The organism is Candidatus Methylomirabilota bacterium, assembly GCA_036001065.1.
In the GTDB taxonomy this organism is placed as follows: Bacteria; Methylomirabilota; Methylomirabilia; order Rokubacteriales; family CSP1-6; genus MNEF01.
Map to the genome: position 1 here is coordinate 1 of DASYUQ010000216.1, position 24,257 is coordinate 24,257.

General features: G+C 68.5%; 23 protein-coding genes. 8 read left to right on the plus strand and 15 right to left on the minus strand.

Annotated features, from left to right (window positions below):
* Nucleotides 1-14: 14 nt before the first annotated feature.
* From VGV13_20640 to VGV13_20700, 13 genes are all read right to left on the minus strand, one after another.
* Entirely contained in the window at nt 15-503 is a 489-nt protein-coding gene (locus tag VGV13_20640) for a cupin domain-containing protein (GenBank protein ID HEV8643493.1), read from the minus strand.
* Between the two features lie 38 nt (nt 504-541).
* On the minus strand, nt 542-1,414 hold the full coding sequence (locus VGV13_20645) for a carbohydrate ABC transporter permease (GenBank protein HEV8643494.1): 873 nt from the start codon (nt 1,412-1,414) through the stop codon (nt 542-544).
* Between the two features lie 175 nt (nt 1,415-1,589).
* The gene (locus VGV13_20650; GenBank protein HEV8643495.1) at nt 1,590-2,570 is read right to left on the minus strand and encodes a sugar ABC transporter permease; all 981 of its coding nucleotides are present in this window, start codon (nt 2,568-2,570) and stop codon (nt 1,590-1,592) included.
* A gap of 3 nt (nt 2,571-2,573) precedes the next feature.
* A complete protein-coding gene (locus tag VGV13_20655) occupies nt 2,574-3,905 on the minus strand; it encodes an extracellular solute-binding protein (GenBank protein HEV8643496.1) in 1,332 nt (443 codons plus the stop codon).
* Between the two features lie 257 nt (nt 3,906-4,162).
* Nucleotides 4,163-5,482, minus strand: a complete 1,320-nt coding sequence (locus tag VGV13_20660; protein HEV8643497.1) for a TRAP transporter large permease subunit — start codon at nt 5,480-5,482, stop codon at nt 4,163-4,165.
* Nucleotides 5,479-6,036, minus strand: a complete 558-nt coding sequence (locus VGV13_20665; GenBank protein ID HEV8643498.1) for a TRAP transporter small permease subunit — start codon at nt 6,034-6,036, stop codon at nt 5,479-5,481. Before VGV13_20665 ends, VGV13_20660 begins: the two co-directional genes overlap by 4 nt.
* A 108-nt stretch (nt 6,037-6,144) precedes the next feature.
* Nucleotides 6,145-7,461, minus strand: a complete 1,317-nt coding sequence (locus VGV13_20670) for a TRAP transporter large permease subunit (protein HEV8643499.1) — start codon at nt 7,459-7,461, stop codon at nt 6,145-6,147.
* Nucleotides 7,458-7,991: a TRAP transporter small permease subunit gene (locus VGV13_20675; protein HEV8643500.1), complete on the minus strand. Its 534-nt coding sequence runs from the start codon at nt 7,989-7,991 to the stop codon at nt 7,458-7,460. The genes VGV13_20670 and VGV13_20675 overlap by 4 nt, the downstream gene beginning before the upstream one ends.
* Before the next feature lie 83 nt (nt 7,992-8,074).
* Nucleotides 8,075-9,391 carry a TRAP transporter large permease subunit gene (locus VGV13_20680; protein HEV8643501.1) on the minus strand — a complete coding sequence of 439 codons (1,317 nt, stop codon included), beginning with the start codon at nt 9,389-9,391 and terminating at the stop codon, nt 8,075-8,077.
* A complete protein-coding gene (locus VGV13_20685) occupies nt 9,388-9,876 on the minus strand; it encodes a TRAP transporter small permease subunit (GenBank protein HEV8643502.1) in 489 nt (162 codons plus the stop codon). The genes VGV13_20680 and VGV13_20685 overlap by 4 nt, the downstream gene beginning before the upstream one ends.
* Before the next feature lie 226 nt (nt 9,877-10,102).
* Nucleotides 10,103-11,236, minus strand: a complete 1,134-nt coding sequence (locus VGV13_20690) for a TRAP transporter substrate-binding protein (protein HEV8643503.1) — start codon at nt 11,234-11,236, stop codon at nt 10,103-10,105.
* Nucleotides 11,237-11,839: 603 nt separating this feature from the next.
* Nucleotides 11,840-12,133, minus strand: coding sequence for a copper-binding protein (locus tag VGV13_20695; GenBank protein HEV8643504.1), 294 nt, complete (start codon nt 12,131-12,133; stop codon nt 11,840-11,842).
* 46 nt (nt 12,134-12,179) lie between these two features.
* A complete protein-coding gene (locus VGV13_20700) occupies nt 12,180-12,827 on the minus strand; it encodes a hypothetical protein (protein HEV8643505.1) in 648 nt (215 codons plus the stop codon).
* A 190-nt stretch (nt 12,828-13,017) separates the two neighbouring features.
* Here VGV13_20700 and VGV13_20705 point away from each other — a divergent pair, with 190 nt between their 5' ends.
* The 8 genes from VGV13_20705 (at nt 13,018) to VGV13_20740 (ending at nt 22,555) form a co-directional block, all read left to right on the plus strand.
* The gene (locus tag VGV13_20705) at nt 13,018-13,920 is read left to right on the plus strand and encodes a fumarylacetoacetate hydrolase family protein (protein ID HEV8643506.1); all 903 of its coding nucleotides are present in this window, start codon (nt 13,018-13,020) and stop codon (nt 13,918-13,920) included.
* A 102-nt stretch (nt 13,921-14,022) separates the two neighbouring features.
* Nucleotides 14,023-15,222, plus strand: a complete 1,200-nt coding sequence (locus VGV13_20710; GenBank protein HEV8643507.1) for a 2,3-bisphosphoglycerate-independent phosphoglycerate mutase — start codon at nt 14,023-14,025, stop codon at nt 15,220-15,222.
* A gap of 51 nt (nt 15,223-15,273) precedes the next feature.
* A complete protein-coding gene (locus VGV13_20715) occupies nt 15,274-17,511 on the plus strand; it encodes a trehalose-6-phosphate synthase (GenBank protein HEV8643508.1) in 2,238 nt (745 codons plus the stop codon).
* 146 nt (nt 17,512-17,657) lie between these two features.
* On the plus strand, nt 17,658-17,885 hold the full coding sequence (locus tag VGV13_20720) for a hypothetical protein (protein HEV8643509.1): 228 nt from the start codon (nt 17,658-17,660) through the stop codon (nt 17,883-17,885).
* Between the two features lie 12 nt (nt 17,886-17,897).
* On the plus strand, nt 17,898-19,349 hold the full coding sequence (locus VGV13_20725; protein HEV8643510.1) for an aspartate ammonia-lyase: 1,452 nt from the start codon (nt 17,898-17,900) through the stop codon (nt 19,347-19,349).
* A gap of 119 nt (nt 19,350-19,468) precedes the next feature.
* Entirely contained in the window at nt 19,469-20,815 is a 1,347-nt protein-coding gene (gene mgtE / locus VGV13_20730) for a magnesium transporter (GenBank protein ID HEV8643511.1), read from the plus strand.
* A gap of 109 nt (nt 20,816-20,924) precedes the next feature.
* Nucleotides 20,925-21,557: a class I SAM-dependent methyltransferase gene (locus VGV13_20735; protein ID HEV8643512.1), complete on the plus strand. Its 633-nt coding sequence runs from the start codon at nt 20,925-20,927 to the stop codon at nt 21,555-21,557.
* Nucleotides 21,539-22,555, plus strand: a complete 1,017-nt coding sequence (locus tag VGV13_20740) for an alpha/beta fold hydrolase (protein ID HEV8643513.1) — start codon at nt 21,539-21,541, stop codon at nt 22,553-22,555. Before VGV13_20735 ends, VGV13_20740 begins: the two co-directional genes overlap by 19 nt.
* 73 nt (nt 22,556-22,628) lie before the next feature.
* Here the strand turns inward: VGV13_20740 and VGV13_20745 are convergent, their stop codons facing one another.
* Both VGV13_20745 and VGV13_20750 read right to left on the minus strand, forming a co-directional pair.
* Complete coding sequence (locus tag VGV13_20745) at nt 22,629-22,949, minus strand: GYD domain-containing protein (GenBank protein HEV8643514.1); 321 nt, start codon at nt 22,947-22,949, stop codon at nt 22,629-22,631.
* Nucleotides 22,950-23,177: 228 nt separating this feature from the next.
* Nucleotides 23,178-24,194 carry a thermonuclease family protein gene (locus tag VGV13_20750; protein ID HEV8643515.1) on the minus strand — a complete coding sequence of 339 codons (1,017 nt, stop codon included), beginning with the start codon at nt 24,192-24,194 and terminating at the stop codon, nt 23,178-23,180.
* Nucleotides 24,195-24,257 lie beyond the last annotated feature (63 nt).

Here is a 24,257-nt window from a genome sequence, read left to right on the forward strand (position 1 = left end):
TAGTTGGAACGGCACTAGTCGTCGGCGCCGGCCTTTTGCGTCGTCGAGCCGCCCGGAGTGCCGATCAGCAGCAGGAGATACCTCACCGGCTTCTGACCCGCGTTCGAGTGGTTGTGCCAGACGCCGAGCGCGTCCATGTACGACTGGCCCTCGCTGTGGTACTGGGCGCCGGCGACGCCCACCGGTCCGCCTTCGCTGTTCGTGGTCAGCGTGCCCTCGAGCACGTAGATGTACGACGGCACCAGGTGGCGCTGCCGACCGGTCTGCCCGCCGGGCTCGATCTCGACGATCTGACCGGTGAGGACGACAGGCACGTTGGCCGTCCCCCGGAAGCCGCCCAGCGACGTGACGAGGTTTCTGGCCTTCACGCCCTTCTCGAGCGCCGGCTTGCCGGTTTGGGCCTGGGCGGGAGCCGTCCCGCCGCCCCCGTAGTACTGCGCCTGCGCGCCGCCCACGAACACCACCAGTGCCGCGATTACTGCGACGAAGCCCCTGAGTCTCATCGCTGCCCTCCCCGAAAAACGCGATGCGCTAGAGACACCTACTTGATGGCCGCCCCTGTGATGCCGGAGATGAACTTGTCGAGAAACAGGTTGTACACGATGGCCACCGGCACGCCTACCAGCAGCGCGCCCGCCATGAGCGAGCCCCAGAAATAGACGTCGCCCCGGATCAGCTCGGTAGCGACCCCCAGCGGCACCGGCTTCTGCTCGGAGATCGAGACGAACGCCAGCGAGTAGAGGAAGTCCTGCATGGAGAGCGTGAAGGAGAAGATCACCGAGGTGATCACCCCCGGCCAGCTCACCGGCAGGACGACCCGGAGCAGCGCGCCCAGCTGGCCGCAGCCGTCGATCATCGCCGCTTCCTCGATCTCGAAGGGCACCGTCTTGAAGAATCCCATGAGCAGCCAGGTACAGAAGGGGATCGTGAAGGTCGGGTACACGACGACCAGCGACCACCATGAATCCTGTAATTCGAGCAAGCTCACCACGCGCGCGAGCGGAATGAAGAGGATGATAGCCGGTACCAGGTAGGTCATGAAGATTCCGATGCCGAGGTTCTCGGCGAACGGCAGGCGCAGGCGGGCCAGCGCATAACCGGCCGGCACCGCGGTGAGCAGCGTGATGGCCGAGACCCAGAAGGAGATCGACATGGTGTTGACGATCCAATCCGCGTAGAAGGTGCGCTGGAAGAGAAAGTCGAAGTTCTTCCAGGTGGGTGGCAGGTGGAACCAGAACGGCACCGCGTCCATCCGGTACAGATCCGCCTCCTGCTTGAGCGCGGTGATGGCCATCCAGAAGATCGGAAACACGGCGATGACGAGGAACGGGACCAGCCCCAGATAGATCAGTAGGTGCCGCCGCATCTCCTTGGAGCGCCGGCTCTGGGGCGGCCCATCTCCGCGCGCCGCCATCAGCGCGCCTCCAGGTCGCGAGCATCGCGAGGCCCGAGCGAGGAGCCGACCGGAGCGTACGCTGTTGTCCGTGAGGATCGGCGTGGGGGTGCGAAGCCGCAGCGCGCTCCGCGCGCGAGGCGAGCCTGCGTGAATCCGAGAACGAAGCGAGGCGACGCGAGACGGAGGCGCGCCATCAGTACTGCCTCCGGCGGAGCGTGCGGAGCAGCAAGATCATCAACGGCAGGAGGACCGGAAACAGGAAGAGGGAGATGGCCGCCCCGCGGCCGAGGGCGCCGGCCCGGATGCCCGTGTTGTACGCGAGCGTGGGCAGGATCTCGGTCGCCCCGTCCGGGCCGCCGTTGGTGAGCAGGTACACGATGCTGAGGTCCGAGAGCGTGAAGACCGTGTCGAAGGCGGCGCCGATGAAGAGGATCGGCGCGATCATCGGCACGATCACCTTCTGGAAGCGCTGCAGGAAATTGGCGCCGTCCACCTTGGCCGCCTCGAGGATGTCGGGCGGCACCGAGGTCATGCCCGCCAGCAGCACGATCGCGCTGAACGGGAAGCCGCGCCACACGTTGACGAACATCACGGAGAAGAGGGCCAGGTTCGGCTGGCCGAGCCAGACCGGCCAGTCGGCCGAGCCATAGCCGCCGATGACCCCGAGCCGGCTCAGCGCCCAGTTGACGACACTGAACTGCGAGTCGAACATCCACTTCCATCCCAGCACGCTGACGGCGATGGGCAGCGTGAAGGGGATGACGACCAGCGCGCGGATCACGCGCCGCCCGGTGAAGGGCTGGACGAGCAGGAAGGCCAGCGTCGTCCCCAGCAGGCCCTTCATGATGCCGGCGCCGATAGTGAACACGAAGGTGTTCCTGACGGCCGTCCAGAAGACCGAGTTCTCGAGCGCCGCCGTGAAGTTCGCCGTGCCGACGAACCTGGCCAGGGGATCGCCGACGGTGGCGTCGCTCAGCGAGAGATAAAGCGAGAAGACGAAAGGGACGCCGACCAGCAGCCCGACGTACAGCACGGCCGGCGCCAGCAGCGTGTAGCCGAAGACATAACGGCGGGCGGTCGGGGTGCGCCACCACGACAGCACCCGGGCCCGCCCGCCGACGGCGACGGCCAGCGAAGTTCCGGGCGAGGAGCTTCCGCCCGTCGTCTCAGCCATCCGCTACGAGGCTTTGTGCTTAGCGTAGATGCGCCGGATCTCTCCGACACCCCACTTCATCGCGTCCTCGATGGCGGCACCGCGCGCCACCCGCGTGAACATGTCGGGGATGATGAAGGTGGTGAGCACCTCCTGGGCCGGCGGCGACATCGGCCCCGGGTGACCGAAGAACGCCGTGATCTTGTGCTGCTCCTGAAGCACGGCCAGCTTCGGGTCGTTGCCGAGTCCCGGCATGTTCTTCGAGTAATGGCCGCTGAGGAACGGCATGTTGTAGCCGCGGCTGGCCAGCATGGCGTCCTTCTGGGCGTCCACCATGGCCGTGACGAACTCCTTGGCGCCCTGGGTGTTCTTGGAGAACTTCCACGCGGCCCAGATGATCGGCTCGCCGACGTTCCACTTCTGCCCCCCGGGGCCCGCCGCCTCGGGCACGCAGTAGGTATGCTCGAACACCTTGGGGTTGGTGTCTTGGGTGGTCCGGAACGCCGAGATGGCGTCGTGGATCCAGGAGCCGACGCCGGAGGCGAGGAACCGGTTGTCGGAGGCGTCGTCCCACGAGAAGACCTCCGGCGTCATGCCCTCGTCGTACATCGCCTTGGCGAAGCGGAGCGCCTCCCGCGTCTCCTTGGAGTCGAGCGTGAGGTTGTCGCCGGAGGGATCGGTCTCCTTGGCGCCGAAGCAGTAGAGGAGCGCCCGCCAGTTGTGGTTGGCGTCGTTGCAGTGTGAGAACTGCATCCCGGTGGGATGCCCTTTGGGCTTGAGCAGGCGCGCCGCCGTTCTCAGATCGTCCCACGTCTTGGGCTCGGGGCGGCCCACCGAGTCGAAAAGATCCTTCCGCCACAGCACCGGGATGGCGATGAAGTAGTCGGGAATGGCGTACCACGCGCCCTTGACCTGGGCCGCGCTCTTGGAGCTCTCCATCCACTTGCCGTACTTCTTCTCGAGCGCGGTGGCGACGTCGCCGAAGTCCACCAGGTGCCGGTAGTACTGTCCGGTGAAGATCTGCCCGTTGAACTGCATGAGGTCGTGCCCGGTGCCCGCCGCGAACTCGGCGGCGAAGCGCGCCGGCATCTCGAGGTGCGGGATGTGGTCGACCCGCACCCGGACCCCGTTCTTCTCACCCCAGTTCTTGGCGAAGTCGTCGAGCCAGGCGTCGTACGCCGGGACGAAGTGGCTCCATGTCAGCACGCGCAGGCTCGTGCCCCGGAGCTGGGCCGGCGCCTGGCGGGCCTCGAGCATCGTGAGCAGTGACGCCCCCGCGACCCCGGCGCCCGTAACTCGAATGAAGTCGCGGCGGTTGACGGTCGCGTCGCTCGGAACGGGTCGGGGGTCGCTCATCGGTGAACCTCCTTGGGCCTCTGGGGCCGAGGATTCAGTGATTTAGGCTTGGACGACGGGCCTTGTCAAGGGGCTAGTGCCGTTCCAACTATTCGCGCCTAGGAAGGCACCGTGTACGTCGTTCGTGGACAGATTTAGTATCAACAAGTTGGAACGGCACTAGTGGGACGGCCGCCCGCCGGAGCGCGCCCCCGGGGCCCCGCGCTATTCGCCGAAGAGCCAGTTCGGGAACCAGAGCGCGCATCGGCCGGCCCGCCTCACGCCCCGTACAGCCAATGCGGGAACCACAGGGCGATCCCGGGGAACAACATCAGCAGCAGCAACCCGATGACCTGGAGCACCATGAACTCCGCCATCCCCCGGTAGATGTCGGTGAGCTTCCAGTCCGGCGCCACCGCCTTGAGGTAATAGGCCGCCATCGCCACCGGCGGTGACAGGAACGCGGTCTGGAGGTTCACGGCGATCAGGATCGCGAACCACAGCGGGTCGAAGTTGAGGGCCATGATGGCCGGCTGGAGCAGCGGCACGAAGACGAAGACGATCGCCGGCCACTCGAAGGGCCACCCGAGCAGGAAGATGAGGAACATGACCACCAGCAATGTGCCCATGGGTGGCAGGGGCAGCCCGACGAGGGTCTCGGTCATCAGCGTGGCCGACCCGAGGCGCGTGAAGATCGCACCGAAGATGTTGGAGGCGACGGCGAGGAACAGCATCATGCTCGACTGCTGGGCAGTCAGGATCATCGCCTGCTTGAGCCGCGCCCAGGAGAGCGTCCGGTAGGCGGCGGCCATGACGATCGTGCCCAGGACACCCACCGCGGCCGCCTCGGTGGGCGTGGCCATGCCGGCCAGGATCGGCCCCAGCGTCACCACGGTCAGGACGACGTGGGGAAGCATCCCGAGCGTCAACTCGACCGCGAGCGTGCGGAGCGAGGCCGCGCGCTGGTCGGGCGGCAGCGGCGGCCCGAGGCGCGGATTGATCAGACAGCGGATGAGCGTCCAGGCGATGAAGATCCCCGCCAGGAGGAAGCCCGGGCCGAACGAGGCCGCGTAGAGGTCGGCCACCGGGACGCCCATCACCGGCCCCATCACGACCAGCATCACGCTCGGTGCGATCAGGATGCCGAGGCTGCCGCCGGCGGTGATGGACCCGGCCGAGAGCCGCGGGCTGTATCCCGCCCTGACCATGGTCGACGCCGCCATGATGCCGACGACCGCCACCGTCGCCCCGACGGTGCCGGAGGCGATCCCGAAGATGGTGGCGGTGAGGAGCACCGCGACGTAGAGCGAGCCGGGCACCGGCCCCAGCAGCAGCTGGACGGCGCGGAAGAGCCGCTCCATGAGGCCGCCCTCCTCCAGGAGGTAGCCCATGAAGATGAACAGGGGCACCGCGGCCAGGACCTCCTCCTTCATGAGCCCGATGGTCTGCAGCACGGTCAGGTAGAAGACCATGTCGCCGAGCGCGAAGTAGCCGAAGGTGAGGGACAGGCAGATCAGGGTGAAGGCGACGGGGAACCCGATGAAGATGGCGAAGAAGAAGACGCCGAGCAGGACGAAGCCGACCAGCTCGTGGCTCACCGGGGGCGCCCCCGGATCACGCGCACGCACTTGACCAGCTCTGAGACGCCCTGGAGTACCAGGAGGAGCGCGGTCAGCGGGATCACCGCCTTGAACGGGTAGAGTGGCCACGCGTTCTGGCCGATCTTCATCCCTGAACGCTCGCCGATCTCCCAGGCCTGCCACGCCTCCACCGTCCCCGCGTACAGGACGAAGAGCATGCCGGGGAAGAAGAAGAACACGTAGGAGACCGCGTCGATGGTCGCCCGGGTCCTCGGCGACCACCGCTCGTAGAACACGTCGGTCCGGATGTGCCCGCCCTTGAGCAGGGTGTAGGCCGCCGCCAGCATGAACTGGGCGCCGTAGAGCATGTAGGTAGTGTCGTAGGCCCAGCGGGTCGGGGCGTTGAAGGCGTAGCGGGCGGCCACCTCGTACGCCACGGCGAGGGTCATCGGCACGATCAGCCAGCCGGCGAGCCAGCCCGTGGCCGTGCTCACGGCGTCGATGGCCCTGACCACCCGGTCCACCGCGCCAGGCGCCGGGGGCGGCGTCGACGCGCCGAGGGGTGAGCTCACGCGGTCACCTCCATCGGAACAGTCCTTCTCCCAGGCGATCCGGGTCTCGATCGGGACGCGCGGCCCCGACGATTCACGCGCACGAGAGGGGGTTCGGGAGTCACGCGTCTAAGGGAAGAGGCGGTTCGGCAACCAGAGGGCGATCGGGGGGTACAGCATGACCACGAGCAGGGCGATCACCTGGAGGACCAGGAAGGCCATCATCCCGCGCATGATGTCGCCCAACTCCCACTGGGGCACGACCGCCTTCAGGTAGTAGGCGGCCATCGCCACCGGCGGCGAGAGAAAGGTCGTCTGGAGGTTCACCGCGATCAGGGTCGCGAACCAGACCGGGTCGTATTTCATCGCGTGCACGATCGGGAGCAGGATCGGCAGGAAGACCAGGACGATGGTCGGCCACTCGAACGGCCAGCCGAGGACGAAGAAGATCGCGTTCAGCACGAGCAGCATCAAGAAGGGCGGGACCTGGAGTTCCAGCAGCGCGTCGGTCACGACGGTCGCGGTCCCCAGCCGCGCGAAGACGGCGCCGAACATGTTCGAGGTCAGGGCGAGGAACACGATCATGCTGGTGGTCTCCAGCGTCTTGATCATCGCGTCGCGGAGACGCCCCCACGTCAGCTGGCGGTAGCCGACGGCGAGCACGATCGAGCCGAACGCGCCGGTGGCCGCGGCCTCGGTCGGGGTGGCGAGCCCGGCGAGGATGCTGCCCAGCGTCGCAGAGATCAGGATTGCCAGCGGGACCAGGCCGGTCACCAGCCGGCGGACCAGCACGGTGACGGAGGGCGCGCGCGCCTCGGGCGGCAGCGGCGGCCCCAGGGCCGGCGTGAGATAGCTGCGGACCATCGCGTAGGTGATATAGAGCGCGGACAGGAGGAAGCCGGGGCCGAACGCCGCGGCGTAGAGCTTCGCCACCGAGACACCCATCACGGGGCCCATGACGAGGAGCATCACGCTCGGCGGGATGAGGATGCCGAGCGTGCCGCCGGCGGTGATCACCCCCGCCGAGAGGCGCGTGTCGTAGCCCGCCCTGATCATCGTGCCCCCCGCCATGATGCCGAGCACGGTGACCGCCGCCCCCACGATCCCGGTGGCCATGGCGAAGACCGTCGCGGTGAGGATGACGGCCAGGTAGAGCGAGCCGCGGATGGGCGCCAGCGCGAGCTGGAACGCCAGGAACAGGCGCTCCATCAGGCCGGCCTGCTCGGTCATGTAGCCCATGAAGATGAAGAGGGGAACGGCGGCCAGCACCTCCTCCTTGGCGAGCCCGATGGTCTGAAGCGCGATCAGGTCGAAGACCATCGGGCCGAGGCCGATGTACCCGAACACCACCGTGATCACCACGAGGGTGAAGGCGATCGGGAAGCCGGCGCAGATGCCGGCGATGAGCGCCGCCATCATCACCGCACCCAGAAGCTCGGGGCTCATTCCGAGCGGGGCCGCCGAAGCGCGGCGAGCGTGCGGAGGAATTCGACGACGCTCTGGAGCAGGAGCAGCACCATCGCGACCACCATCATCCACTTGAAGGGGTAGAGCGGCGGACGCCAGGCGCTCTCGACCGACTTCTCGCCGATCATCCAGGAGTGCTGGGCCTGCGATCCGAGGGCGAGCAGGTAGAAGAGCAGCGCGGGCAGGAACAGGACGTAGCCCACCGCATCCGCCACCGCCTTCCTTCGATCGGACCAGCCGTTATAGAGGAAGTCGGTGCGGACGTGGGCGCCGTGCCGCAGCGCGTAGGCGGCACCGAGCATGAAGATGCTCGCGTACAGCATGTAGGCGAGGTCGTAGGCCCAGACCGTCGGCGCGTTCAGGGCGTAACGCGCGAAGACCTCGTACGTCACCCCGAGGATCAGCGGCATGACGAGCCAGGAGCTGGCTCGGCCCGAGAGCTCGCTCACACGGTCGACGAGCGCGAACCAGCGGCTCAGGCGGCGCAGACGATCCGGGGTCTCGGGCACGGTGCCAGGGGGGATATTAGGTTTGGCGGAGGCGCCCGATTGAGCGAGGCGTCCGGAGCCGGGCGGCTGGCATCACCGCCCGGCTACTTGTAGAGGAGGTTCGGGAGCCACAGCGCGATCTGGGGGAAGAAGAAGAGGACCGCCAGGCCGATCACCTGGAGCACCATGAAGTCGAACATCCCCCGATAGATGTCGCGCAGCTCCCACTGGGGCACGACCGCCTTGAGATAGTAGGCGGCCATGGCCACCGGCGGCGACAGGAACGCCGTCTGGAGGTTCACCGCCACCAGTGCGCTGAACCACACCAGATCGAACTTCAGCGCCTGCACCACCGGGACGAAGATCGGCAGGAAGATGAAGATGATCGCCGGCCACTCCAGGGGCCATCCCAGCAGGAAGATGATGAACATCAGGAGAGCCAGCATGACCAGCGGGGGGACCGGAAGCGCGACCAACGTGTTGGCGATCATGGTGCTGGTGCCCAGGCGGGTGAACACGGCGCCGTAGACGTTGGAGGCGACGGCGAGGAACAGGACCAGGCTCGAGGTCTGGAGCGTCTTGATGGCGGCGTCCCGCATCATCGCGTAGTTCAGCCGCCCGTAAAAGATGGTCAGCATGACGGCCCCGAAGGCCCCCATGGCGGCCGCCTCGGTCGGCGTGGCCAGGCCCGCGATGATGCTGCCGAGCGCGGCGAAGATGATGACCGCGAGCGGGATGACGCCGGCGAAGAACTCCCGCACGATCTGACCGTAGGACGTGGCGCGCTCCGCCTTGGGCAGCGGAGGGCCCAGATCCGGGTTGATGAAGCTCCGGATCATCACGTACACGATGTAGAGGCCAGACAGGAGCAGGCCGGGGACGATGGCAGCGGCGAAGAGCACGACGATGGAGACGCCGACGATCGGGCCCATGACGACCAGCATCACGCTCGGCGGGATCAGGATCCCCAGGGTCCCCCCGGCGGTGATGGTCCCGGCCGAGAGCTTGGGGTCGTAGCGGGCCTTGATCATGGCCGGCCCGGCCATCAGCCCCATCACCGTCACCGAGGCGCCGATGATCCCGGTGGCCGTTGCGAAGATGGTGGACGTGAAGAGGACCCCGAGGTAGAGCGAGCCGCGCACCGGGGCCAGGATGAGGCGGAAGGCATTGAACAGTCGCTCCATGAGCCCGGCCTGCTCCAGGACGTGCCCCATGAAGATGAAGAGCGGCACGGCGGCCAGGGTCTCCTCCTTCATGAGCCCGATGGTCTGGAAGACCATCAGGTAGAAGACGGTGTCGCCGAACCCGATGTAGCCGAACACGAGGCTGAGGATGATGAGCGTGAAGGCGATGGGGAAGCCGACGAAGATGCCCGTCAGGAGCGCCGCCAGGAGGACGAGGCCGAGGTATTCGGGGCTCACAGCGGCCGTCCCCTGAGTGCCAAGTGGGCGCTCTTGATGAACTCGGAGACGCCCTGGACGAGAATGAGCAGGGCCGTGACCGGGATGACGAGCTTCAACGGATAGACGATCGGGCGCCAGGGGCTGGCGTCCGAGCGCTCGCCGATCTGCAAGGAGTGCCAGCCCTCCTGGCCCCCCATCCAGAAGAAGAAGATCATCCCGGGGAAGAAGAGGAGGACGTAGAGCAGGGCGTCGACCAGCCCCTTGGTGCGGGGCGACCATTTCTCGTAGAAGATGTCGGTGCGGATGTGGCCACCCTTGAGGAGGGTGTAGGCCGCGCCCAGCATGAAGTGGCTGCCGTACAGCATGTAACTGAGGTCGTAGGCCCAGATGGTGGGCGCGTTGAACACGTAGCGGGCGAACACCTCGTACGTGGTCCCGACCATCAGCGGGATGATCAGCCAGGCGAAGATCCGGCCCGACCACTCCGAGATGGTGTCGATCACCCGCACTATCCGCACCAGCGCCGGTGGGGGTCCGTCCGCCCTCGCCTCACCGCGAGCAGGGGTCGCCAAGGCGTTCTCCTCCTGTGTCTCGGGACCGAGGCCCGAGCGGGCGTAGCACATACGTCCGAACTGCTGGCGGGACGCGCGCCGATGATGCCCGAGCGCGTGAAGGGGCCGGCGGTGCGCCGGCCCCATCACGCGCGATGCCTTCAGACCGCCGAGGCCGCTACTTCAGCCAGATCTTCTCTTTCCAGTAGTGCTCGCCGATGAAGTTGTAAGGCGGCCAGTAGGAGAGCCGGTAGGGGACGATCAGGCCGGCGTACTTCGTCTGGGAATCCACCACCTTCTTGTAGAAGGGGTCCTTGGACGCGTACCCGTTCTGGATCTCGTCGTACGTCTTGAGGAACCGGTTGTTGAGCTCGTCGGTGGTCTTGATGATCTTGATGCCCTGAGCGATCAACTCCCGGCACGCCTTCGCCGTCTTCTCCTGGAACCGGACGAAGTGGACCCAGTACGCGGCCTGGACGGAGGTCTTGATGATCTCCTTCAGGTCCGCCGGCAGCGCATCCCACTTCGTCTTGTTGATGATGAACTCCCCGACCGTCACCGGCTCGTGCATCCCCGGGGCGTAGTGGAACTTGGCCACCTTGTCGAGGCCCAGGATCTTGTCGTCGTAGCAGTTGATCCACTCGGCGCCATCGATCACTCCCCGCTCCAGGGCCGGGACGATCTCGCCCCCGGGGATGGTCACGGCGCTGATGCCCAGCTTGCCGTAGGTCTCAGCCCCGATGCCATAGATGCGGTATTTCAGCCCCTTGATGTCCGCGAACGTGCGGATCTCCTTCTTGAACCACCCCATCGCCTGAGGGCCTTCCGGGTGGACCTGGAAGCTGACCACGTTCATCTTCAAGTTCTTCTGGTACGCCTCGTTGAGCAGCTCGTGTCCTCCCCCCTCCCAGTACCAGCCGAAGTAATCGATGAAGTCCATCCCGTAGAGGGGGCCGTGGGTCAGGGGGATGAAGGCCTGCAGCTTCCCGATGATGTAGCCGGGGGTGGTGTGGCCCGCGTCCAGCACGCCCCGGTTCACGGCGTCCTGGATCTCGAAGGCCGGGACGATGGCGCCCGCGGGCAGCAGCTCCAGCTTGAGCCGCCCGCCCGACGTCTTCTCGATCGTCTCCACCAGCAGCTTCGCGGCGTCCTGGACGATCGAGGTCGGGGGCCAGGCGCTCTGCACCTTCCACCGGATCGGGGCCTGGGCCGTGGCCGGGGTGGGCGCGCTGTACGAGCCCGCGAGGAAGGCGAGGAAGGCGAGGGCGAGGGCGAGGGCGATCGCGGATCTCAAGGGGATCAGTCTACGCATATGCGTCCCTCCCGGGAGACGGGTGATAGGAGCTTCTCGGCTCTGAAAGTGGCGTGAGTCTAGACAGCAGTGCTCAACCTGTCAAGACGCCGCATCGACTCAAAAGAAGTGTTACCGACGCCCGGCTTCGGTCACACCTACCTCTGAGGCACCACGCGGCCTCCCGGCCGTCCAAATGCCGCGATCCGCCGTGCTAATCTCACCGCGATGCGCAGAGGCCGGCCCGTTATCGCGCTCGTGGTCGCGCTGGGCGTGATCGGTGCCTTCGCCGGCGGGCTCGCCGGGCTGCTCGACATCCCGAAGCCTCCTCCCGGGGCGTCGCGGGCCGCGCGCCTCTACTACGGCTTCTGCGCAGAGTGCCACGGCGCCGACGGTCGCGGCTCCTGGCGGGCCATGCTCTTCCTGATCCGTCCCGGCGACCTCACCGACCGCGCCCGCATGAGCCAGCACTCCGACCGCTACCTCTTCGACATCATCAAGCACGGCGGGGCGCCCCTGGGACGGCCCGGGATGCCGGGCTTCGCCTTCCACCTGAGCGACGCCGACATCGAGGCCCTGGTGCAGTACGTGCGGGGGCTCGGCGCGCAGAGCGCCGCTGCGCGCTCAGCGGACGGTGTCGATCCGGATGAGGGCGAGCTGGTCGTCCACCGGCCGGACTGCGAGCCTGACGCGGTCGCCCGGCCGGGCCCCGCTCGCGTCGAGGAGCGCGGGGTCAGCGTAGACCGCCATCAGCTCCATCGCCCCCATGCCGAGGGCGGCGATAGCGTCGTGGCGGACGAGGATCATGTTGGACGCGGGGCGGGCGACGATTTCTCCTCTCACCTCGTAGGCGGGCGGCCTGACGAGGGTGCCCCAGATGCCGGCGGCGAAGGCCGCCAGCAGGGCGGCGAAGAGCACGGCCAGAAGCCAGCGAGTGCGGCGGCGCGAGACGCTCAGGCTGCCTTTAGTCGACCACCCGCGACTGGGACCCCTCGGGCCGGATGTCGTCGCCGCGCACGATCCACCTCTGGCCGCATCCTTCCCTGATGATCGCCACCGAGGCCCGGTCGGCGCTCCCGAAGGTGATCACCAGGAGCGTCAGCCCCAGGGGGACGCTGAGGGCGCAGATACCGGCCTTGAACGGCAGGCCGATCACGGTGATTACCGCAGCACCCGCGTCGTACACGAAGCCGCCGCGCGTCCTTCGCACCTCGGACCGGAGCGCTACCCTCTGGCGGGCCTGCGCGGGCGCCGGCGGCGGAGGGGTTTGCACCCGCGGTGCCGGCGGCGGCGGTGGCGGCGTCTGGGCCTCGGGCTGTGGCGCCGGCACCGGCGGCTGCGTCACCGGCTGCGGCTCGGGCGGCATGGCCGGCGGTGCCGGGGGCGCCGGCTGCGCCTGCGTTTCCGGCGGTGGTTGCGTCGCTGGCTGGTCCTGCGTTGCCGGTTGCGCCGGCGTTTCCGTCGGCGGCGCCGGTTGGGTCTGCGTCTCCGGTGGGGTCTGCATCTCCGGCTGTGCCTGTCCGGCCTGCTGCGCCACGGCCAGGGGCTGTAACGGACCGGCGACCGCCAGCGCCACCACGACCCATACCGCGACCAGTCGAGCGCCCATCATTCTCGTCCTCCTTGTTCCGTCGCCCGCGCGCCGACGTCACCGGATCCCGGCGCTCCGACGGCCAGGCCATCCCGGCCCGGGGGCTCGAGGGAGACGAATATGTCATTATCCGCCTCGACCGCCCAGCCCACCCACGGAAATCCACGGGGCGCTATAATCCCCCCACATCCCTTTCTTGGAGGGCACTTCGATGAAACTCGTCCGCTTCTCCCTCAATGGCCAAGCCCCGCGCCTCGGTGCGCTCCAGAACGACCGCATCGCCGACCTGCAGGCGAGCCTGGCCGCCACCCTGGCCCGGCGGGGAGTGATGCGGGCCCAGGAGATCGCCGCCGCGCTCGCGCCGCAGAGCACACGCGAGTTCCTCGAAGGCGGCGGGGCCACGCAGGACGCGGTAGGCGCGATCACGGAGTGGGTAACGGTGGCCCGCGCCTCCGCCCGGCTGCACGCGCCGATCGCCGATCCCGGCAAGTTCATCTGCATCGGCCTCAACTATAAGGACCACGCCGAAGAGACGAAGAATCCGATCCCCAAGGAGCCGCCGATCTTTCCCAAGTGGGCGAACGCGATCCTCGATCCCGGCGAGCCCATTCTAAGACCGCGCGGCTCGACCCAGCTGGACTGGGAGGTCGAGCTGGGCGTCGTCATCGGACGGACCGCCCGCTACGTCACGAAGGAGGCGGCCCTCGACTACGTCTGGGGCTACACGATCATCAACGACGCCAGCGCCCGCGATTTTCAGTTCATCACGAGCCAGTGGGCGGCCGGCAAGATCCCCGACACCTTCGCGCCGGTCGGCCCCTACATCGCCGACCGCAGCGAGATCCGGGATCCGCACGTCCTCGAGCTCAAGACCTGGGTGAACGGGAATCTCATGCAGAACGGCACCACACGGAACTTCATCTTCGACGTCCGCTACATCGTGAGCTACCTCTCCGGGCTCATGACGCTCTCGCCCGGCGATCTCATCGCGACCGGCACGCCGGCCGGCGTCGGGCTCGGGCGCAAGCCGCCGGTCTGGATGCAGCCCGGCGACACGTGCCGCATGGAGATCACCGGTCTCGGGACCCTCGAGAACCCCATCAAGGATGCGTAAGGGGCGGGATCGGCTGGCCCCTCCTCGACCACGAAACCCCACGGGTCTCGCAGGGGCCAGCCGGTGCCCGCTTCTTGCCAGTTTCTCAGGTACACTGGGCTCGTGCTGGACCTGATCACCTCGCTCGTGGTGACGAGTGACTCGAAGATCGTCCTGCTCTCGCTCGACGGCCTGGGGGGGCTGCCTCACCTCCAGACCGGCAAGTCGGAACTGGAGACGGCGCGGCTGCCGCACCTGAACGCGCTCGCCGCGCGCGCGGCCTGCGGGCTCATCCGCCACGTCGCCCCCGGCATCACGCCCGGCAGCGGTCCCGGCCACCTTGGGCTCTTCGGCTACGATCCACTCACCTACCCCGTCGGCCGCGGTGTGCTGGAGGCGCTGGGCATCGAGTTCGACCTCCGTCCCGGCGACGTCGCCGCTCGAGGCAACTTCTGCACGGTGGATGCGCACGGGCTCATCTCGGACCGGCGCGCGGGGCGGATCACCACCGAGACCTGCATGCGCCTCACCGATCGTCTGCGCGGTATCCGCCTGCCCGGCGTCGACGTCTTCGTCGAGCCCGTGAAGGAGCACCGCTTCGCGCTGGTGCTCCGCGGCGGGGAGCTCGGCGGGCGCCTGTCCGAGACCGACCCCCAGGCCCTGGGGAAGGCGCCCCTGTCCGTGCACGGGCTCGACCCGGGGTCCGAGCGCACCGCCGCGCTCGTCAATACGTTCGTCGAGGAGGCGCGCGGGCGACTGGCCGACGCGGCCCCCGCGAACATGGTGCTGCTGCGCGGCTTCGATCGGCTGCCGCAATTGCCACGCTTCCCCGACGTCTTCCGCCTGCGCGCCGCCGCCATCGCCGCCTACCCCATGTACCGCGGGCTGGCGAGGCTCGTCGGCATGGAGGTGCTGAAGACGGGCACCTCGTTCGCCGACGAGATCGCGACGCTGCGCCAGCACTGGGAGGCCTACGACTTCTTCTTCGTCCACTACAAGGACACCGACAAGGCGGGCGAGGACGGGGACTTCGACGCCAAGGTGGACGCGCTCGAGCGTTTCGACGCCTTCGTCCCCGAGATCCAGGCCCTGGGCCCCGACGTGCTCCTCGTCACCGGCGACCACGCCAGCCCCGCCGTCCTGGCCGGACACGGCTGGCAGCCGGTGCCTGTGGTCCTCTGGAGCCGCTACTGCGGGGCCGACCCTGTCTCCACGTTCACCGAGCGCGCCTGCGCGGCGGGCAGCCTGGGCGTGCTGGCCGCCCAACATCTGATGCCGCTGGCGATGGCCAACGCGCTCCGCCTCACGAAGTTCGGCGCGTGATGGGGTGAGCGGGCGCCTCCGGCCCATCGGCCCCGGACGGCGGATCGATCCATGCGGCTCCTGCTGAGGCTCCTCGGCGGTATCTGGCTGGCGGCGCTCCTCGTCACCGGAGGCTTCGCCTATCTCGAGGTCCAGGAGGAGCGCGTGCGCCTCGTCCAGGACCTGGGGCGCCGCGCGGCGCTGGCGGCGGACGCCGTGCGCGAAACGGCCGAGCCCCTGGCGGCCCGGCAGGCGCGCACCGGGTACGATCGCGTCCTCAAGCGCTTCGGCCGCCCGGATCGCGGCATCGCCATCTACGACGAGTTCGGCAGCGTGATCGAGGCGACGCCGGACGTGAAGCCCTTCGTGGGACCGGTGTCCCCGCTCATCTCGGAGACGATCCGGACGGGCACGCCCTCCCGCGCGTTTCACGAGGTGGGCGGACGCATGCGCTGGGTGCACGTGGTGCGGCTGGAGCGCGACGACCGCGCGGTCGGGGCGGCCGCGGTCTTCCTCGACGCCCAGTTCCTCGACACCCAGGAGTGGCATCTCTGGCGCCGCACGGCCGTGCGCCTGGGCGTGCTCATCCTCATCCTGACGGGCATCACGTGGATTCTGGTCCGGACGACCGTCACCCGGCCCATCGCGCGCATCGCCGAGTGGACGAAGCAGCTGAAGGCCGGGCAGCCGGTGGCGCCCCCGCCTGAGGCCGACGCCAGCCTCTTCGGGACCCTCGCCGGCGAGGTCACCGGGCTGGCGCGCACCCTGGCGCGGACCCGGGCCATCGCCGAGCAGGAGGCGCGCCTGCGGCTGAGTGGCGAGAGCGTGTGGACCGAGGAGCGCCTCAAGCAGTTCGTCCAGATGCGGTTCGGCGCGCAGCCCGTCTACGTCGTCTCCAACCGGGAGCCGGTGAGCCACGTCCGCGACGGCACGACGATCCGCGAGCTCCAGCCCGCCAGCGGCCTCGTCACGGCGCTGGAGCCGATCATGCTGGCATGCGGCGGCGTCTGGGTCGCGCACGGCAGCGGCGATGCCGACCGCGTCCTCGGCGAGCGGATCGGGCTGCCCTCCCTCGACCCGACCTATACGCTGCGCCGCGTCTGGCTCGAGCCCGAGGAGGAGACGGGCTACTACTACGGCTTCGCCAACGAGGGCCTCTGGCCGCTGTGCCACATCGTTCACGAGCGGCCGCAGTTCCGCGCCGGCGACTGGGAGCAGTACCGCGCCGTCAACCAGAAGTTCGCCAACGCGCTGCTGGAGGAGATGGAGAAGGCGGACGCGCCCATCGTCCTGGTCCAGGACTACCACTTCGCGCTGTTGCCGCGGATGATCAAGCAGGCCCGCCCCGACGCGCGCGTGGCGCTCTTCTGGCACATCCCCTGGCCCAACTTCGAGGCGTTCGGAATCTGTCCCTGGCAGGAGGAGATTCTGCTGGGCATGCTGGGGGCCGACCTCATCGGCTTCCACACCCAGTTCCACTGCAACAACTTCCTCGAGACCGTGGAGCGCACGATCGAAGGACGCGTCGAATGGGACCACTTCACGGTCATCCGCGGTCAGCACACCACCCACGTGCTGCCGTTCCCGATCAGCGTGGCCACGGACGCGCTGATCGACGATCCGCCCGTCGACCGGGCCACCCTGATGGCCAGCCTGGAGGTTTCCGCAGAGTTCCTGGGCGTCGGCGTCGAGCGGATCGACTACACCAAGGGGCTGCCCGAGCGCTTCCGGGCGATCCGCCGGTTCTTCGAGCGCTGGCCGCAGTACCGGCGGCGCGTGGTCTTCGCCCAGATCGCGTCCCCCAGCCGGAGCCGGATCCCCCGGTACCAGCAGCTCCAGCAGGAGATCCACGAGATCGTGCGACGCATCAACGAGGACATCGGTGACCGCGGCTGGCGCCCGATCGTCTACCGCGAGCGCCACCACGACCATCGGGAGATCCGCGCCTTCTACCGCTGCGCCGACTTCTGCACGGTCACCTCCCTGCACGACGGCATGAACCTCGTGGCCAAGGAGTTCATCGCGGCGCGCGAGGACGACGGCGGCGTGCTGATCCTGAGCCGGTTCACGGGCGCCTCGCGCGAGCTCACCGATGCCCTCATGGTCAACCCCTACGACGTCGAGGACATGGCGGAGGCGATCCACCGCGCCATCGTCATGCCGCCGGAGGAGCGGCGCGATCGGATGACGCGCATGCGCGCCCTCGTGCGGGAGCAGAACATCTACCGGTGGGCAGCCATGCTCCTCGCGGAGCTGGCGCGCATCCCGCGACCCGTCCTGGACCGCCAGGCGGCCTCCGGACCCCTGTAATTATTGCTCGTGTAATAATTGCTCGCCCCCACCCGCCTAGCACTCAAGTCCCAGAAAATCCGAGTTTCCCTCCGTGGCATCGGCCTTGCTGAGACCGTTCGCATCTGAGACACCGGCTGACAGGCCGGGAGGGGGTGCATCGAGTCATGGACGATCGGAACGTCACCGACATCGACATGAAGGGCGCTCCGGTATGCGGCCGGTGCTTCATGCTGGTCGCGCGCTACGCGCCACAGGTGGTCGCCACGACGGGGACCTATCATCGCGAGTGCTACGAGGCCTGGTACTTCGGTCGCTACGGCAAGCGGCCGCGGCTGCTCCAGGGGACGAACGGGGACAGGCACCGCTACCAGATCCGCGACATGGCCGCGTAGTTCTCCCCGGCGATGCGCCGAGAGCGTGACGCCCTCGGCGCCAAGGCGGTTCCCAGGCGCGCGCTCTACGGGGCCTTCACGCAGCGCGCGCGCGAGACGTTCGACCTCAGCGGTCGGCCGCCCCATCCGGCGCTGATCCGCGCGTACGCCCGCATCAAGAAGGCCGCGGCCCGGGCCAATGCCCGACTCGGCCTGCTTCCCCTCTCCTGGGCCCGGGCAATCGCCGGGGCCGCCGATCGGGTCGCCGCCGGCCGCGTGCCCGATACCGCGGTGCTCGACAGTCTGCAGGCGGGGGCGGGGACGCCCACCCACATGAACGTCAACGAGGTGATCGCCAACCTCGCCAACGAGCGGTTGGGCGGGCGGCGTGGGCGCTACCAGCCCATCCACCCGAACAACCACGTCAACCTCGGCCAGTCCTCCAACGACGTCACCCCTACCGCGATCCGGCTGATGGCGCTGGAGCTGCTCGGGCCGTTGCGCGAGGAGTCGGCCGGGCTGGAGGGCGCCTTCCGGAAGCTGGCGGGGCGCGAGCGCGACGTGGTGAAGCCCGGCCGGACTCACCTTCAAGACGCCGTCCCGATCACGTACGGCCAGGTCTTCACGGGATACGCCCAGAGCCTGAACGAGGCGACCCGGTCCCTCGCCGCGACCGCCAGAGAGCTGCGAGTGATCGGCCTCGGGGGCACGGCCGTGGGCACGGGGATCACGTCGCATCCGCGCTTCCGCGCGATGGTCGCGCGCGAGCTGTCCCGCGAGGTCGGGCAGCGCCTGATCCCGGCGCGCAGCGCCGTGACGGCGACGTGGAGCCTCCGGCCCCTGCTGGCCTGCTCGGCCGCCCTCCGCGGACTTGCAGTGGACCTCGCGAAGATCTGCTTCGACCTGCGCCTGCTCGCCTCCGGCCCCCACACGGGGCTCGGCGAGCTCAGGCTCCCCGAGGTCGAGCCGGGATCGTCCATCATGCCCGGTAAGGTCAATCCGTCCGTGCCCGAGGCGGTCGAGATGGCCTGCGTCCAGGCGTGCGGCCACGATTCCGCCATCGCGCTGGCAGCGGCGCGCGGCGAGCTGGAGCTGAACGTCATGACGCCCCTGGTCGCCCTCAATCTCGGACAGAGCTTCGACCTCCTCACACGGGCGGTGCGCCTCCTGCGCGCGCGGTGCGTCGAGGGGATCACGGTCAACCGGGCGCGGGTCGCGGCGCTGGTCTCCCGGAGCCTCGTCGAGGCCACGGCGCTCTCGCCGTACCTCGGCTACGAGGTCACCGCGGAGCTGGTGAAGGAGGCGCTGGCCACCGGCCGGCCGCTGCGTGAGGTCGTGAGCGGGCAGGGCCTGGTCGACTCCCGGCCGCTCGCGCGCCTGCTCCGGCCGAGCGCGGTCACGCGCCCGCAGCGGCTGGACCTCGCCCTCCGCCGTCGGCTGCAGGCGAGCCCCGCCTACCGTCGCTATCGCGCCCGGCTGTCGTAGCGCGCCGAGCCGGGCGGGGCCGCGTCCCGAAGCCGGCGGCGCTGCCCCGGCCGGGCACCCCCTGCGACCAACAAAACACTTGTGCGCCGCGCTCGCCGGTCCATACTTCGAAGTGAGCTATGAGCGAGACGGACCGCCTCATCGAATCGGTCAAGGAGCTGCTCAGCGGGGGCCGGGACGAGCGGCTGGCGGCACTTCTCGAGGATGCTCACGCCGCCGACGTGGCCTCGATCATCCGGGAGCTGCCGCCGCTCGACCAGATCCACGTCTTCCGGCTGCTCTCGGCGGAGCACGCCGGCGCCGTGCTCGCCGAGCTGGACGACTCGACCGCCCACGAGCTCCTCCAGACGCTCGACGAGAGCGAGGTCACGCGCGTCCTCGGGCGCATGCCCGCCGAGGGCGTCGTCGAGATCCTGGAGGAGCTGCCCAAGGAGGAGTCCGAAAAGATCCTCGAGCTCATGCAGGAGGAGAAGTCCGAGGAGGTCCAGGAGCTCCTCGCGTATGGCAAGGGCACCGCCGGTCGCCTCATGTCACCCGACTTCGTCGCCGTGCACGAGGCGGCGAGCGTCGGTGAGGCCATCGAGCACATCCGGAAATCCACATCGGGCGACCGCGCCTTCTACCTCTACGTGGTCGACGGCCACGACCATCTGGTCGGGCTGGTGCCCCTGCACCGCCTGCTCACCGCCGATCCCACCACGCCGATCCACGAAATCCGCACCGACGAGGTGCCGAGCGTGACCGTGGATACCGACCAGGAGGAGGTCGCGCGGCTGGTGCAGCGCTACGACCTGATTCAGGTCCCGGTCGTCGACGCCAACCGGCGCCTGCTGGGCTCGATCAGCGTCGACGACGTCATCGACGTCATCCAGAAGGAGGCGACCGAGGACATCCAGCGGCTGGCGGGCGTCGCCGGCGACGAGACGGTGCTGGACCCGCCGCGGGCGGCCTTTCCCAAGCGCCTCGTCTGGCGTCTGATCAACCTCGGCACCGCCGTCCTGGCGGCCTCCGTCATCGGGCTCTTCGAGTCGTCGATCCGGGAGTTGGCGATGCTGGCCATCTTCATGCCGATCGTGGCCTCGATGGGGGGCATCGGAACCACCCAGACGGCCACGGTGGTCGTGCGCGGCATCGCGCTCGGTGAACTGACCCGGAGCGTGCTCGGGCGTGTGCTCTGGAAGGAGCTCTGGCTGGGATTGACGACGGGGGCGGCCAACGGCCTGGTGATTGCAGCCATCGCCTACGTGTGGAAAGGCCATCTGTTGGTGTCGCTCATCCTGGGGGTCGCGCTCGTTTTCAACATGCTCGTGGCCGCTGTGGTCGGCACCCTGATCCCGGTCGCGCTCAAGGCCTTCCGGATCGATCCGGCCATCGCGTCCAGCGTCATCATCACGACGTTCACGGATGTATTTGGATTCTTTTCATTTCTGGGGCTGGCCACCCTGCTCATGAAGTTCCTGCTCTGACCCCCACAAAGTCTCTCTTGGCAACTTGCCCCGTCGACGGGTAAGATGCTCGCGATTTGACATTTCACCCCGGGGCCGGCCTCGAATCCGTGACGCTGGAGGACCCCACGTGGACGATGTAGTCCTGGAAAAGAGGCAGGTCCAGCGGGCGTACGAGCTGTACGCGCCGATCTACGACTACATCTTCGACTGGATCTTCGCTCCCGGTCGGGCGACCGCCGTCAAGCAGCTCAAGCTGGAGCCCAACGATCGCGTCCTCGAAGTGGGCATCGGGACCGGGCTCAACCTGCCCCTCTACCCGCCCGCGGTGCGGCTGACGGGAATCGACCTCTCCCAGGAGATGCTGGACAAGGCCGTCGAGCGGGTGCAGACGCTGACGATGCCGAACGTCACCCTCAAGGTCATGGACGCCACGTCCATGGACTTCGCCGACAACGAGTTCGACAAGGCGCTGGCGACCTACACGATCTCGGCGGTCCCCGACCCGGTGGCCGTGCTCCGCGAGATGCGGCGGGTGGTGAGACCGAACGGGACGATCGTCATCCTGAACCACTTCCGGAGCGAGCGGGGGCTGATGGGGCGCCTCGAAGATTTCGTCGCGCCGGTGTGCACGCGACTGGGCTGGAAGTCGAACCTCGCGCTCCGGCCGCTGCTCGCGCAGGTCGGCTTCAAGCCTGAGCTGATCGTGAAGGTGAACATGTTCAACGGGTGGCGCCTCGTGAAGTGCGTCAACCGAAAGTAGCGCCGCTCCTCCCGCTCCTCCTCGCCCTCGCCTTCTTCCTTCCCGTCGCCCTCGCGGGGCGGACTCTGCTCGTGGCCGGGGCCTTCCTCGTGGAGTTCCTGACCGACGGCCGCCCGGCCCTCCTGACGCACGTCACCCGCCAGCCCCGGCGCGAGCCGCTGCCGGTGGCCGGCGTCTCCGCCGATCGCTACGCGGCTCCGGCGCTGCGGGCGGGCGTCCCGCTCGTGCTCGTCCACGGCTTCACGCCGGAGGGCAAAGACGACCCGCGCGCCGGGCAGGCCGCGCGCCTGCTCGCGCGCGCGGGATTCGAGGTGGCCGTCCCCAGCCTTCCGGGCCTCATGCGTGGTCGGCTCCGCCCGAAGGACGTGGAGCCGGTGGTCGCGACCATCGCCGCCGCCAGCGCTCGGAGCGCCCGCAGCGTGGTCGTGATGGGCGTCAGCGTGGGCGCCGGTCCGGCGCTGCTCGCCGCGGCCGATCCGCGGGTCCGCGACCGCGTCGCCACCGTGGTGAGCCTGGGCGGTTACGCGTCGGCCCTGGAGCTGCTCCGCTTCTTCCTCACCGGCGGCTACGCCTATGACGACGTGCGGGGCCACGTCGTCCACGACCCCGAGGTAGTGCGGGCCTTCATCGCGGCCAACGCCGACCTCATCGACGAGCCGACCCGGCGCGCGCTGAGCGCGCGCGATCCCGCCAGGACCGCCGCCTTCCTGCGGCACCCGCCGCCCGATCTCCGCGGCCTGCTCGATGCGCTTTCCCCCGAGCGTGTCGCCAGCGACATCCGCGCGCGCCTGCTCCTGGTGCACGGGCGCGAGGATCGGGCGGTGCCCTACACCGAAACCCTGCGCCTGGCCGCCGCGCGGCCCCTGCGGACGCGCGTGCTGCTGCTCGGGATCGTGGACCACGTGGAAGGGCCCGGGAGCAGGCTCGGGTGGCGCCAGCTCGGTGATCTGCTGGCCCTCTGGACGGCAGTGTATGGACTACAGATGACGCGTGATTGACGCCTGGAAAACACCACGAGCGCCGAGGGTGACTCGGCGCCCGTGGCACGGCGTTCCGGCCCTGGGTGTCGGCCTAGTGCCCCGGCGGGCGATAGTTGATCATCTTTTTCGTCGCCTGGTCCATTTCCTCGGGCGTCATCAGCACGGTCAGCGTGACCTGGACCGCCCCGCTGGCACTGACAGCCAACGAGACGGCCGCGGCGCTGGCGTTGTCCGGCACGTCAGCGACGGCGAACACGTCGGTCTCGCCGAAGGCGAAGTAGAACGATTCCAGCCTTCCACCCACCCCCTTCAGGGCGGCTTCCGCCGCCGAACGCCGTTGAGAGCCTCCGTCTTTCATGAGCCCCCTGACGCCCTCCGCGGTGTACGACGCTTGGATCAGATACTTTGGCATACAGCACCTCCCAACGAAGAGCACTGGCGCACTGTTCCCGAGACTCGATCCGCAGGCACGGCTACCTCCCCAGGGCCGGACGGTCGATGCGTGGCGCGACTCTGCGCTGATGCACGAGGGCTGTCAAGCGGCGTCGACGGCCATCCGCGCGACGGCCTACCGACGATCCCTCGACGGGGCGACGCACCGCGCCTCGCGCGTCTGGCCGGCGTCAACGAGCCAACCGCGCTACCAGGCGGGCGCCTGGCCGTCAGGTCCCAAGAGCTTCGCGCCCTCCTCGTGGAACACGAGATCTTCGGGGCGCGCGAGCAGGGCGCCGTTGGCGCCAACGAATTCGCCGAGGTTGCGTGGCGTCGCTGCCGTCGCCCCTTGTTCGATGAATTCGTCGATCAAGTAGCAGGTGTCGCGCTTCTTCACGAGGTAGGACTTGAAGCTGCCCGTGAGCATCTTGGCCTTCCGGTTGACGGCCCACGCGCAGAGCCGGCGGAAGAGCTTCGGCATGAGCACGGCTCCCGAGTCGTCCGCCCCGTCCTCCGGCACGCTCTTCCGGTAACGAAGGTCGAAGTCCAACTTTCCGACGACCTCCGCGAGCTCCGGCCAGATCCCCCGGCCCTTTGTTCGGGCCTCGTCGGCGAGCTCCAGGAGCGTCCTGATCTCCTCCGCCGACATGGAGTTATAGAACGCCGGAACGGTCCAGCCCGCCGCGGTCAGCCACTGGTTGATGTTCTGGTCCTGGCCTTCGAGGCCGACCAGGATGTCGCCGACCAGGCGCCCGTAGGTGTCGATGGCGTCGTCGGGCTGTTCGACGGCGGTCCAGACGACGCAGGGCAGATGCGATACCCCTTCCTTCTCGAGGAGGCTCTTCAGGGCGGCCGTCGCCGACTCTGCGAAGTGCTGGCGGTACTTATGGTTCCACTCGAGATACAGTCGGTGTTGCTCCGCCGTCTGTTCCGCCTTGCGCTTTGCCGCCGGCGGCGTGTAGTGAAGTTCCGGCGCGTCGACCCCCTGCAGTCGGATGGTGATCCGGCCCTTGGGGTCGATGATCTCCTTGCTGACCCGACCTCTCACGCGGGCCTTGTCGAAGGCATGGGTCACGCGAAACTCGGCGCCGGGATGCTCTCGGAATCTGAACGCTTCGTCACCGACTTCGATCTTCACCTTGGTGGTGTCGGCGTCCGACTCACCCTCGGGCCAGAACTGCTCGAGCGGGATCTGTCCCTGGACCTCTAGGAACCCCTGAGTCATTGCAGTACCCTCCCCTCGGCAAGGGACGTAGCAGACTGCGCAGCCTCACCGCGCGGTCGCAGG